Here is a 12731-nt window from a genome sequence, read left to right as displayed (position 1 = left end):
AATCAAGCTCTTACCCGGCATCAGTTTTGCTGCCGGGCATTTCCCCAACCATTTCCAGAACATTTACGTGGCGATTACGCCCGCACCTGCAACACCTTAATCGCCACAAAATTCGCCGACTCCAGCACCCTCCCCTTCGCCATTTCCACCTTCCCCGCAATCACCTCCGCATTCCCTTCATCCATTCCCTTGAGGAAGACATCCGCCCAGATCTTCCCCTCCAGATAATGCAATTGCGTCTTTTCCAGATCGACGGGCAGGTCGCCGAGGCAGTCGCGCAATTCGGCCAATAGCGTTTCGCGGCCGGGCAGTTTCACGACGGCCCCGTCGATGACGTCGTCTTCGGGGTCGATGTGGATGGTGGCGTCCACCACGCCATGCGCCTTGAGCAGCCGGTGGCGCGCGCTTTCGGCGATGTAATGGCCTTCGCTCACGCTGATGAGCGGGTCCACGAGCAGGTGGGCATCGACGATCACGCGGTCGCCCATCTTGCGGGTGCGCAGGCGGTGCAGATCGCGGGCGCCGGGCGTGGCCTGGAGCGTCTCGCGGATGGCGGCGACCTCCTCGGCCGAGGCGGCGCGGTCGGTCAGGTCGGCGATGGCGCCGAAGCCGAATTCCCAGGCCATCTTGCAGATCATCAGGCCGACGATCGCGGCGGCGAGCGGGTCGAGAAAGCCCCAGCCGGCCATCGAGCCGGCCACGCCCAGCGCCACCACGAGCGAGGAGGCGGCGTCCGAACGCGCATGCCAGGCGTTGGCTTCGAGCATTGACGACTTCACGCCGCGGGCGGCGGCGAGCATGTAGCGGAACAGCCCTTCCTTGGCGACGAGCGCCACGACGGCCACGGCCACCGCCGCGCCGCCGGGCACATGGGCCGGGTCAGGCGGCGGGCCGAACAGGCGGTGCACACCAGCCCAGAGCATGCCGGCGCCCACGGCGGCGAGCAGCAGCGCGAGCGCGAGCGAGGCAGCGTTCTCGAAGCGCAGGTGGCCATAGGGATGGTCCTCGTCGGCTTCGCGGCGGCTGTGGTGATTGGCGAGCAGCACGACGAAGTCGGACGCGAGGTCGGACAGCGAATGCACGCCGTCCGACACCAGCGCGGCCGAATGCGCGAGCACGCCGATCAACACCTGCACTGTCGCGAGCACCACGTTGACGGCGACGCTGACGAGGGTGCTGCGCTGGGCGACGCGGCGCACATGGTCGTCGTCGGGCAGATGGGCGTGGGTGGGCAGTTCGGCATGCATGGCTGACCGCTTGGGGCTGGCTGGGGAGGCCGAAATGGTAGCGGGCGGGCGCGGCACGAAGGCCGCTGTTCGCGGTCTCATGCCGCGCGGTGGCGCGCTATCGTCAACACGGGCAGGCGGACGGCGCGCGCGGCGCGGCGGACGGTCCGGCGCGACGCGGACGAAGACAGACGAGCGGAGGCAGGCATGGACGGACGGATGGAACCGGCAGCGACCGGCAGGCGCGGCGGCACGACGGCGCGCGGCGCGCTGCTGCTGGCGACGACGTTGGCCGGGCTGCTCACGGCCACGTTGGCCGGGCTGCTCGCCGCGCCACCGCTCGCCCGCGCAACCGATGACCCGCCCCGGCGCGCGACCGCCACCACGCAGGCGCGCAAGCCAGCGCCCGCGCCCGCCGTCGTCGCGCCCGAACCCGAGCGCGGCGCCGACATCGTCTCGACCCTGCCGGGCGCCAGCAGCCATCGCGCGGGCGAGCAGCTGCTGTCCACGGCCAACCAGCGCAGCGCGGGCCGCGACCGCCTCGTCACCGAGTTGGAGCGCCAGCGCGAGCTCGACGCACTGCTGACGCGGCCCGAGGCCCAGCCGCCGATGGCGGTGGTGGTCGATCCGCGAGACCGCCATCGCGGCCGCGAACGGCCGACCGTGCGGCATGACGCGCCTGGCCCCGGCACGACCCGCCACGACGGCGCCGGCATCAGGCAGGACGGCGCCAGCCACGGCACGCCGCCCGACGCCGGCAGCGCCGGCGCGAAGCGCTGACCTCCACGCCTTCGATCCCCAGCCCCATGCGCGACCCGCTTACCTCCGATCCACCCGCCGCCGCCCCGACCGGCGCCGCTCCCGCCCGCTCGCCCGCCATCGACGCCGCCACGCTCGGCCTGCCCGTCGCCGCGCCACTCGCGCCGGCCGATCCCGCGCTCGAACTCGCGCGCCTGCGCGACGCCTTCGCGCGCAGCCGACGCTGGATGGTGCTCACGGGCGCTGGCGTCAGCACCGATTCCGGCATCCCCGACTACCGCGACGCCGCCGGCGCCTGGAAGCGCAAGCCGCCGGTCGATTTCCGCGACTTCATGCGCGATCCGCTGGTGCGCGCGCGCTACTGGGCGCGCAGCGCGATCGGCTGGACGCTGATGCGCCGCGCCGAGCCCAACGCCGCCCACCGCGCGCTCGCGCGGCTGGAGCAGGCCGGCCGCGTGAACCTGCTCGTCACGCAGAACGTGGACGGCCTGCACGCCGCCGCCGGCAGCCGCGCCGTCGTCGACCTGCACGGTCGCATCGACGGCGTCGTCTGCATGGACTGCCGCGACCGCACGCCACGCGCCGCGCTCCAGGCCCGGCTCGTCGCCGGCAATCCGCAATGGCTCGGCCTGAGTGCGGGCATCGCGCCTGACGGCGACGCCGACCTCGACGGTCACGACTTCTCGCGCTTTGTCGTGCCCGCCTGCGAGCGCTGTGGCGGCGTGCTCAAGCCCGATGTCGTGTTCTACGGCGAGAACGTGCCGCGCGAGCGCGTCGAGCGTAGTTATGCCGCGCTCGACGAGTCCGACGGGCTGCTGGTGGCGGGTTCGTCGCTGATGGTGTTCTCGGGCTTCCGCTTCGCGCGCGACGCGGCCAGGGCCGGCAAGCCGGTGCTGATGGTCAACCTCGGCGTCACGCGCGCCGACGTGCTGCTGACCGACAAGTTCGCGCTGCCCTGCGGCGAGGCGCTGGCGGGCCTCGCCGCCGAGTGACGGGCGCTCGGCGGCGCGGCACGAGGCCGCGCGAGCGTCGTGCTGTTGCACCGATGCCGACACGGTTTGCAAGCCGTTGCAAGCGGAAAACCGCCTGTCATTTCGCTTGCGATTCGGCGCATCGAAGCAATGTCGGCTTGCGACACTCGGCCGGTCGAATCTCCGGACAAGCACATGGAACGCCCGAATTTCCGCCGCCGCCTGCTGGCCGGCGCCCTGCTCTCATTCACCCTCCCCGCCCTGGCTGATCATGGCCATGGCGGCGATCGCGGCCACGGTGGCGGCGGTGATCGCGGCCCCGGCGGAGGCGACCGCGGCGGGCACGGCGGGCACGGCGGTCCACCGCCCGGACGCGGCCCCGAGCGCCATGCCGCGCCGCCCGACTACTGGCATGACGGCCCGCACGGCCGCTGGGGCCGGGGTGAGCGCATGCCGCGCGACGTCCGCGTCGTCTATGTCGACGACTGGCGCGCGCGCGGCCTGCGCCGGCCGCCGCCTGGCCACCGCTGGGCCTACATCGACGGCGAGTGGCTGCTGATTGCCGTGGCCACCGGCGTCATCGTCGACATCCTGCTCAACCACTGACCCGTTTCACAGGCCCATGCGGATCGCGCTTTCCACGTAGCAGCGCACCCACCAGTCGAACACCGCCGTGGCGGGCCAGAACGGATCGTGAAAGGCGATCATGAAATGCTCCTTATTGGACGACGCCCGGATCGGGCGTCAGGAGCATGGTCGTCAAACGACAAGCGGCCCGGGGTCGGTCCCGGGCCGCTTGCGCTGTCGGCAGCATCCGCCGTCATTCACGGCGGCGCGCCGACATGGGGCGCGCGCTGTCCTACAGGAAGGCACCAGACCGCCGGCTTGACCGGCCGGCAGCCGGGTCCCTTCAGTTCGGCGTGGGCCGCGCCGCGCCCTCGCCAAGACGAGCGTCGGCCGGCTCGGCCGCGCCTTCACCGCCAGCCTGATCACGCGTCTTGACCAGCGACACGATCACGCCGCCCGCCAGGATCGCCAGCGTGATGCCGAGCGACAGCAGCGCCGGGATGTGGCCGATGAACTCGGCCGCGAGGATCTTGCCGCCCACGAACACCAGCACAAGCGCCAGCGCGTACTTGAGATAGTCGAAGCGGTGGATCATCGCCGCGAGCGCAAAGTACAGCGAGCGCAGGCCCAGGATCGCGAAGATGTTGCTCGTGTACACGAGGAAGGGATCGAGCGTGATCGCGAAGATGGCCGGCACGCTGTCCACCGCGAACACGAGGTCGACGAACTCGATCACCACCACCGCCAGGAACAGCGGCGTCACCCACAGCACCGGCTTGCCGCCCGGCTCCTTGGGCAGACGGGCAAAGAAGTCATGGCCATGCAGCTTTGGCGTCACGCGCAGATGACGGCGCAGCCAGCCGATGAGCTTGTTGTTCGCCATGTCCGGCTCGTGCTCGGCGCCGAACCACATCTTCACGCCCGTGAACAGCAGGAAGGCGCCGAAGAACCACATGATCCAGCCGAAGCGCTCGATGAGCGCCGCGCCCGCGCCGATCATCACGCCGCGCATGACGATCGCGCCCAGCACGCCCCAGAACAGCACGCGGTGCTGGTATTCGCGCGGGATCGCAAAGTAGCTGAACAGCATCGCGATCACGAAGACGTTGTCCATCGACAGCGACTTCTCGATCAGATAGCCGGTCGTGTACTCGACGGCGGCGGTGCTGCCCATCTGCCACCAGACCCAGCCACCGAAGGCGAGCGAGATGAAGACGTAGAACGCCGACATCTTCAGGCTCTCGCGCACGCCGATGACATGGTCCTTGCGGTTGAAGAGGCCGAGGTCGAGCACCAGAAGCACTAGCACCACGGCCGCGAAGATCAGCCATTGCCAGGCCGGATGGCCCATGACGCTGGCTGCGAGAAAGGCTTCCATCAGTTGTTTTCCTGGTCAGTGGCCGAAGCGGATCAGTCGTTGCTGTTCGCGAAGCCCAGCAGATGCAGCAGGCTGCTGAACAGGTTGAAGATCGACACGAACAGGCTGACAGTCGCCATCACGTAGTTGGTCTCGCCACCGCGCACGATGTTGTTCGTCTCGAACACGATCATCCCGGCCATCAGCAGCACCACCACGGCCGACACGGTGAGCGCCAGCGCGGGGATGTTGAAGAAGATCGCGCCCAGGCTCGCGAGCACCGCGACAATCATGCCGGCGAAAAGCATCTTTCCCATCGACGACAGGTCGCGCTTGGTGGTCAGGCCGACGGCCGACATGCCGAAGAAGATGATGGCCGTCGCGCCGAGCGACATCGCGATCACTTCCGCGCCGCCGGGCATCTTGAGCGTGTGCGACAGCAGCGGCCCGAGCGTCCAGCCCATGAAGCCGGTCAGCGCAAAGGTCAGGCCCACGCCGGCGCCGCTGTTGCGGAACTTCATGATCGCGAACAGCAGGCCATAGAAGCCGATGAGCGTGAGGATCAGGCCCGGGCCGGGAATGCCCATGGCCGTGACCGTGCCGGCGATGGCTGCGCTCCACGCGAGATTGGCGCCGAGCAGCGCATAGGTCTGGCGCAGCGTCTTGTTGGCGCGTTCGGGCGTGACCGCCTCGCCGCCGTACCAGGGGCGGGCTTCAAGGGTGGTGACGTTGCTGTTGCGGGTGTCCATGACTGGCTCCTCGTGAGGACGACGGTGCCGGACGAAAACCGGCGGGGAGCGGCGAGTCTCGGTTGAAAGCCCGAGCAGAAAAATCATCTTTCTACTGACTTTCATGTAGGTTTTTGCGAAGCTGTAAGCGTTACAGCTCAGGAAATCTCGAAATGGCCGGTTTCAATTACCGCCACCTGCACTACTTCTGGGTCGTCGCCAAGGAAGGCGGCATCTCGAAGGCGGCAGCGCGGCTCGATCTCGCGGTGCAGACCGTCAGCGCCCAGCTGCGCCAGCTGGAGGCCGACCTCGGCCAGGCGCTGTTCACGCAGGAAGGGCGCGGCCTGGTGCTGACCGAGGCGGGGCGCATCGCGCTCGACCATGCCGACCGCATCTTCCAGATCGGCGCGCAGATGGAGGAGGCGCTCGCGCTCGCGCACGCGGGCGCGGCGGGCGGGCTGAGGCTGACGGTGGGCATTGCCGATTCGCTGCCCAAGCTCGTCGCCTTCCGGCTGCTGCAACCGGCGCTCGATGCCGGGCTGGCGGTGCGGCTGAGCTGCCACGAGGGCGAGTTCGAGCACCTGCTGGCCGATCTGGCGCTGCACAAGTTCGATGTGGTGCTGGCCGACCGGCCGGTGGCCGCGAACGCGGCGCTCAAGCTTTACAACCATGCGCTCGGCGAGTCGGGCATCGCGTGGTTCGGCACGCCGGCGCTGGCGGCGAAGTACCGCGAGGGCTTTCCGCGCAGCCTCGATGGCGCGCCGGTGCTGCTGCCGACGCGGCACAGCGTGCTGCGGCCGAGGCTCGACCAGTGGTTCGAGAGTCAGGGCCTGCGGCCGCGCGTCGCGGGCGAGTTCGAGGACAGCGCCCTGCTCGCGACCTTCGCGCGCGGCGGGCTCGGGCTGATGCCGGCGGCGGCCATCGTCGCCGCCGATCTCGCCGCGCAGCACGGGCTGGAGCGCGTGGGCGACAGCGACACGGTGCGCGAGCAGTTCTACGCGATCGCGGCCGAGCGACGCATCACGCATCCGGCGGTCGAGCGCATCCGGGCGGGGGCAGGCGCGGCGCTCGAATGAGCGCGGCGGCGTGCAATGGCTTGCGATCGCCTCGGCCCCGGGCGGCCGGGCGCGGCGCGCGGCTTGGAATAATTGGCGCATGGAACTGATGACCACCCTCCTCCGGGCCGGCCGCGCGGGCGTCGAATTCGCGCTGTTCGTGATGCTGCCGCTCATGGTCGTGATGCTGAGCCTCATGCGCGTGCTCGAAGCGCGCGGCGTGCTCGATCGCGTCGTCGCGCTGCTCGCGCCGCTGCTGCGGCCCGTGGGGCTGACCGGCCTCGGCGTGTTCGCCGCGCTCCAGATCAGCTTCGTGAGCTTCGCGGCGCCGGTCGCCACGCTCACGCTCATGGAGCAGCGCGGCGCGTCCGACCGGCATCTCGCCGCCACGCTCGCGATGGTGCTGGCGATGGCCCAGGCCAATGCGAGCTTTCCGCTGATGGCGCTCGGGCTGCATCTCGGCGCGACGCTGGCGTGGTCGCTCGCGGGCGGGCTGCTGGCGGCGACCGTGACCTGGCATGGCTTCGGACGCCGGCTGTCGGCCGAGGAGGCGCGGCTCGACGAGACGCTGAAGCATCCGGTCGCCGACGACGCCAAGGGCCTGCTCGACACCATCAACCGCGCCGGCGCCGAAGCCTTCCGCATCGCCACCGGCGCCATTCCGATGCTCGTGCTCTCGCTCGTGATGGTGGCTCTGCTGCGCAGCGCGGGTGCGATCGACGCGCTCACCGCCGCGCTCGCGCCGCTGCTTGGACGAGCCGGCATCGACGCCGTCATCGTGCTGCCCACGCTCACCAAGTACCTCGCGGGCGGCACCGCGATGCTCGGCGTGATGGACGAGCTGCATCGCAACGGGCAGGTGGGCGCTCAGGTGGTGAACGCGAGCGCGGGATGGCTCATCCACGCCTTCGACCTGCCGGGCATCGCGGTGCTGGTGTCGGCCGGCAGGCGGGTGTCGGCAGTGTGGCGCACGGCGGCGCTGGGGGCGGCGGTGGGGATCGCGCTGCGCACGGCGGGGCATGCGCTGATCGCCTGAAGGCGGAAGACAGCCTCCCGGTGCGCCCGCTCAGGCCGCGCGAGGCGGCTCGGCGTCGCCGCGCGGCGTGTCGTTGCGCGCGACACCGTCCCTCCCCCGCACGCTCACATCCGTCACCCCATCAAGCGTGCCGACCTCGCGCAGCAGCTTCTCGTTCGACAGCAGCTCCTCGAGATCGCGCCGGCCCTGCTCGGCGAGGCTCATCAGCGCCTTGCGGTCGTGGCGCACGGCAAAGCTGTGCTCCAGCATCTTGCGGTCGTAGCGCTCGAATTCGCGCACCACCTGCTGCGCCGTGTGGCGCGGCATGCCGAGGTGCATGAGCGATTCGGCCGCCGCCTCCAGGCTCGAATGGAAGGTCTCGCGGATGGACACGATGCCCAGCTCGCGGAAGGCATAGGCCTCGGTCCGGCTGCGCGCGCGGGCCACGATCGGCAGCGCCGGCCAGCGCTCGCGCAGCAGCTTCGCCACCTTGATCGACTGCGCCGGCTCGTCGATCGCCAGCACGAACAGCCGCGCCTCGTCGATGCCGGCCTGGCGCAGCACGTCGAGCCGCGTCGCGTCGCCGTAGTAGCAGCGCCAGCCGAATTCGCGCATCAGCTCGATCTGGTCGGGGTCGCGGTCGATCACGGTCGTCTCGATGCCGCGCGCCGTCAGCACCCGCACCAGCACCTGCCCGAAGCGCCCGAAGCCCGCGACGATGACCGGCTTGCGCTCGTCGATCGCCTCGTTCTTGCCCGGCGCCAGCCGGCGGCGCAGGAAGCGGTCGGTCGCCACGAACAGCAGCGGCGTGACCAGCATCGTGACGGCCACCACCGCGTTGAGCGTGTCGGCGGTGCGCGCCGAGAAGTTCTTCTGCGCCTCACCCAGGCCGTAGATGACGAAGGCGAACTCGCCCACCTGCGACAGCGCCACGGCAAACAGCCCGGCGTCGCGCGGCGCCTGGCCGGTGGCGCGCGCCAGGCCGTAGAGCAGCGCGAACTTGGCCGCGACGATGAGCAGCGCCAGCCCGAACACCGTGCCCGGATTGGCCGCCACCAGCCGCAGATCCACCGTCATGCCCACGGCCATGAAGAACAGCCCGAGCAGCAGGCCCTTGAATGGTTCGATGTCGAGTTGCAGTTCGTGGCGGTACTCGCTGTCGGCCAGCAGCACCCCCGCGAGGAAGGTGCCGAGCGCCATCGACAGCCCGACCTTCTGCATCGCCAGCGACACGCCGATCACGATCAGCAGCGCCAGCGCCACGAACAGCTCGCGCAGCCCCGTCTTCGCCACCGCGCGCATCACCGGCCGCAGCAGCGTGCGGCCGATCGCGACGATGGCGACGATGGCCGCGAGCGCCGGCAGCACCGCGCTCGCCGACAGCTTGGCGTGATGCCCCGGCGCCACCAGCGCCGCGATCAGCAGCACCGGAATCACCGCCAGATCCTGGAACAGCAGCACCGCGAAGGAGGCATTGCCGCCCGGCGTGCTCATGAGCCCGCGCTCCTCCAGCGAGGCCAGTCCGAGCGCGGTGGACGACATCGCCACGCCCATGCCGATGATCAGCGCCTCGCGCCACTCGACGCCCAGCAGCATCGCGCCGCCGAGCGCGAGCGCCGTCGTGCCGAGCACCTGCAACCCGCCGAGCCCGAAGATCGGCCGGCGCATCGCCCAGGCCCGCGCCGGCTCCAGCTCGAGCCCGATGAGGAACAGCAGCAGCACCACGCCGAACTCGGCGAAGTCGAGTACCCGTTCGGGGTCGTGCACAAGCGCGAAGCCCGACGGACCGAGAAACACGCCGGCGATCAGGTAGCCGAGCACGGCGCCGAAGCCGAGCCGCTTGAACAGCGGCACGGCCACGACGGCGGCGGCGAGGAAGACTCCGGACTGGACGAGATAGGGGGGGGCGGCGGCGGACATGGCCGCAAGGGTAAGGCCATGCGCTGACAGCGGCGTCGCGCAGGCGACGGATGCCCGCGCGCGGACGCCGCGCTGGCGCCGTACCCGTCAACCAGCCCGCCCGCCTGCCCGTCACGGCAGGCTGATCTGCCGCAGCGAGCCGGCCGTGTAGGCGCGCGCCGTGAACATCGCGTAGGCACCGCTGAGCGGATCGACGCTGCCGCCCGGTCCGGTCACGCCGATCAGGTAGCGGCCGTTGCTCAGGCCGTGCAGCAGCCGCACCTCGTACAGATCGGATTCGAGGCCGGGCGTGGGCGGGATGCGGCCGAGGCGCTGGCTGAAGTTCCACGGCCAGTCGAGGCAGTGCTCCCAGATCGTGCCGCCGGCCACGGCGCAGGTCTTGCCGCCCGGATTCGGCACGCAGTACAACACCGACACAGCCTGCGGCAGGAAGGCGCCGGGCGGCCGGGCGAGGTCGAAGCTGTCGCCGCCGCGGCGCGGGTCACCCGGCCGCCACACTGGCCGCGTCACCACGCCGAGCGGTTCGGCGTTCTCGCCGACGGTGCGGGCAAATTCTCCGTCGGCCTCCATCACCACGACCGAGAGGTCGGCGCGCAGATCGGAGCGCGCACGGAACCAGACCACGATGCGGTCATCGCGCACGCCGATCACGCCGCCCGGCACGATTGGCGCGCCTGGCGTGTCGAGCCGGTGCACCGTGCCGTAGCGCTTGCCGACCGAGAACAGCGCGGGCACGGCGGGGCCGTCGCCCTCGTTCACCAGCGCGAGGCCGAGCACGTGATTGCTCGTGACCCAAGCCCCGGAGACACCCCAGGTCAGCACCTCGGCCGGCAGCCGCGCGTGCACGAGCGGCGGATCGATGCCGCGCATGCGCAGCAGCGCGCGTTCGTCGAGCTGCCAGACGCTGCCGGCGTCGGCCACCATGCGCGAGCTGGACTGATAGGCGCCCCGGCCGGAGGTGGGCGTGGAAAGCGTGGTCTCGTAGGCGCCGTTGTCGTCCCAGGTGGTCGCGTACAGGTTTCGGCTGTCGCTGGTGTAGAGCACGCGGCGCTGCGGGTCGGTCGGGCCGATGAGGTCTTCGAGATAGATGCCGCCGCCAGGCGGGATCGCGTGCATGTTGGCGATCGGCATGCGGTTGCCGCCGTCGGCGTCGGTGATGAGCGCCGGCGCGGTATCGGTCTGGTCGTAGGGGTAGAGATGGACCTTGTCGATGCCCGCGTCGCCCGAGGTCCACAGCGGCACCGGCCGGGCGATGACGCCGCTCAGCTGCTGGACGCGGCTGTCGTCCACGTAGGTGGTGAGCGGGTCGAAGCAGGAGCCGGGCGAGCGGTGGTTGAGCAGGCCGCCGTGGCCGTCGTTGGTGGTGACGACGGCGCTCGCGCCGCCGGGCCAGCACGACGCGAACAGGAACTCGGGCGTGCGCGATTCGGCAAAGCCGAGCCGGATGCGATAGATGCCCGCCGGATGGCCGTCGCGCGCCGACTGGCCAATGAAGATCCGGGTCGCGCCGGCCATTTCGCGCTCGCCGCCGGGCATCGGCACGACAGCGTCGAAGGCCGAAGGCGTGTCGTTGCTCAGGTCGAGGTCAAGCGGCATGACGCTGCCATCGCGCGGGTCGAACAGGCCGGCCTTGCGCACGCCGGTCACCGGGTCGCTCAGCTGGAAGGGCACGTAGTAGCGCGGCGGCACCGAGGGTGGTGCGACGGCCGCGGCGGCGCGATCGGCCGCTGCCGTGAAAGCGCTTGCAACGCCGCCGCCCGCGTCGGGCGCGGCACCGCCGCCACCGCCGCAGGACACCAGCCCGAGCACGGCCAGCGCGACGGCGGCCGGATGAAACCACGCAGTCATTCCCATGGCCCGGTCTCCTCGCAGCCACTCGACGCGAGGCAGTCTAGGAGCCGTTTCCGGCACATGGCGCGCGGTTACAAGAGTCCATCCGACATGCGCCGGAAACCCCGGCAGGCAAGGCGCCGCGCCCGTCCGCATGGTGATGAAATCTCCTGCAACACCGCGTCCGGCACCACTGCCTAGGGTGGCTTGCAGTTGTCATCGAAGGAGCCCTGCCTTGATCCACGCACTCGAAGGACTGCGCGGCGTGGCGGCCTTGCTGGTCGCCTTCTACCACCTGCATCTGCTGCGCTCCGGCCCGCTCGCGGCCGGCTATCTGATGGTCGATCTCTTCTTCGTGCTGAGCGGCTACATCCTGTTCCGCACCTATGCCGAGCGGCTCGACCGGCCGGCTGCGCTCGGGCCCTTCGTGCTGAGGCGCGCGGGCCGGCTGCTGCCGCTCTACCTGTTCGCGACCGCGCTGACCTTCCTCGCGCTGTCGATGGCGGATGCGGCGCGCCTGGCGCTCGCGGGCGCGGGGCTGGAACCGCCCGGCGCGCCGCGTCCGGGCTTCTACCTGCCCGATGCCGGCGACGTGCTCGCCAACCTCACGCTCACGCACTTCCTGTCGCTGACCGACGCGCGCGTGATCGACTGGCCGAGCTGGAGCATCGGCACCGAGTTCTACGTCTATCTGCTGTTCGGGCTGGTGTGCGAGCGCGTGCCGCGCCGCCGGCTGGCGCCGGTGGCGGCGCTGATCGCGCTGACGGCCGCGAGCGCCTTCGTGACACTGCGCGTCGGCGAGGGCTGCGTGGCCGGCGGCCAGTGCCTCAACGCCTTCCGCGACCTTGGCTTCCTGCGCTGCGTGGCCGGCTTCTTCCTCGGCGGGCTGGCCTGGCTGGCGACGCGCCGGCCGGATGCGCGCCGCGATGCCCGGCTCGCGCGGATGCAGCTGCCGCTGGCGCTGCTGGCGCTCGGATTGCAAGCGCTTGCAGGCTCGGCCACGGGCTGGCCGGCGGCACTTGCGAGCCTGGCCTTCGTGCCGTTGTGCGCGCTGCTGGTCGTCGCGCTCGCGACCGATGCCGGGCCGGTCGCGCGCGGGCTGCGCGCGGCCTGGGCGCAGACGCTCGGGCGGTTGTCCTACTCGGTGTATCTCGTGCATGCGCCGCTGGCGGTGGCGGCGGAATTCGTGCTCGCGCATGCGGGTGCGGCGCGGAGCTGGCTACTCTGGCCGGTGCTGGCCGGCTACGGCGCGGCGCTGATCGCGCTGGCGCGGCTGACCCAGGCGCGCATCGAGCGGCCGGGG

10 protein-coding genes and 1 pseudogene are annotated in these 12731 nt (G+C 70.9%); 6 read left to right on the top strand and 5 right to left on the bottom strand.

Going from position 1 to position 12731, the window contains the following annotated elements:
* Window positions 1-74: 74 nt before the first annotated feature.
* A complete protein-coding gene (locus tag H566_RS25495; protein ID WP_051378819.1) occupies window positions 75-1247 on the bottom strand; it encodes a cation diffusion facilitator family transporter in 1173 nt (390 codons plus the stop codon).
* Between the two features lie 186 nt (window positions 1248-1433).
* Here H566_RS25495 and H566_RS0115160 point away from each other — a divergent pair, with 186 nt between their 5' ends.
* The 3 genes from H566_RS0115160 (at window position 1434) to H566_RS29710 (ending at window position 3562) form a co-directional block, all read left to right on the top strand.
* Window positions 1434-2006 carry a hypothetical protein gene (locus H566_RS0115160; protein ID WP_156924451.1) on the top strand — a complete coding sequence of 191 codons (573 nt, stop codon included), beginning with the start codon at window positions 1434-1436 and terminating at the stop codon, window positions 2004-2006.
* Window positions 2007-2212: 206 nt separating this feature from the next.
* Complete coding sequence (locus H566_RS0115155; RefSeq protein WP_245591381.1) at window positions 2213-2977, top strand: NAD-dependent protein deacetylase; 765 nt, start codon at window positions 2213-2215, stop codon at window positions 2975-2977.
* Window positions 2978-3043: 66 nt separating this feature from the next.
* Window positions 3044-3562 carry an RcnB family protein gene (locus H566_RS29710; RefSeq protein WP_211238098.1) on the top strand — a complete coding sequence of 173 codons (519 nt, stop codon included), beginning with the start codon at window positions 3044-3046 and terminating at the stop codon, window positions 3560-3562.
* 304 nt (window positions 3563-3866) lie between these two features.
* Here H566_RS29710 and H566_RS25485 read toward each other — a convergent pair whose 3' ends face one another.
* Both H566_RS25485 and H566_RS0115135 read right to left on the bottom strand, forming a co-directional pair.
* Window positions 3867-4901: a TerC family protein gene (locus tag H566_RS25485; protein ID WP_051378818.1), complete on the bottom strand. Its 1035-nt coding sequence runs from the start codon at window positions 4899-4901 to the stop codon at window positions 3867-3869.
* Between the two features lie 32 nt (window positions 4902-4933).
* Window positions 4934-5629, bottom strand: coding sequence for a Bax inhibitor-1/YccA family protein (locus H566_RS0115135; RefSeq protein WP_028312096.1), 696 nt, complete (start codon window positions 5627-5629; stop codon window positions 4934-4936).
* A gap of 152 nt (window positions 5630-5781) precedes the next feature.
* Between H566_RS0115135 and nhaR the strand changes: the two genes are divergently transcribed.
* Complete coding sequence (gene nhaR / locus H566_RS0115130; RefSeq protein WP_028312095.1) at window positions 5782-6684, top strand: transcriptional activator NhaR; 903 nt, start codon at window positions 5782-5784, stop codon at window positions 6682-6684.
* Between the two features lie 88 nt (window positions 6685-6772).
* On the top strand, window positions 6773-7699 hold the full coding sequence (locus H566_RS0115125; RefSeq protein WP_245591373.1) for a nucleoside recognition domain-containing protein: 927 nt from the start codon (window positions 6773-6775) through the stop codon (window positions 7697-7699).
* Between the two features lie 30 nt (window positions 7700-7729).
* On the opposite strand, the gene H566_RS25480 is transcribed toward H566_RS0115125, so the two are convergent.
* Together H566_RS25480 and H566_RS0115115 are read right to left on the bottom strand one after the other, a co-directional pair.
* Window positions 7730-9598, bottom strand: a complete 1869-nt coding sequence (locus tag H566_RS25480; RefSeq protein WP_084545142.1) for a monovalent cation:proton antiporter-2 (CPA2) family protein — start codon at window positions 9596-9598, stop codon at window positions 7730-7732.
* Window positions 9599-9709: 111 nt separating this feature from the next.
* A complete protein-coding gene (locus H566_RS0115115) occupies window positions 9710-11452 on the bottom strand; it encodes a hypothetical protein (protein WP_156924450.1) in 1743 nt (580 codons plus the stop codon).
* Here H566_RS0115115 and H566_RS30585 point away from each other — a divergent pair.
* Window positions 11451-12635, top strand: a pseudogene (locus tag H566_RS30585) (acyltransferase family protein); the annotation flags it as partial. The gene H566_RS0115115 and the pseudogene H566_RS30585 overlap by 2 nt on opposite strands.
* Window positions 12636-12731: the final 96 nt, after the last annotated feature.

The sequence above is a fragment of the Derxia gummosa DSM 723 genome (assembly GCF_000482785.1).
In the GTDB taxonomy this organism is placed as follows: Bacteria; Pseudomonadota; Gammaproteobacteria; order Burkholderiales; family Burkholderiaceae_E; genus Derxia; species Derxia gummosa.
Note: the sequence above shows the minus strand (reverse complement) of the source record. Positions and strands in the feature narration are given on the sequence as shown.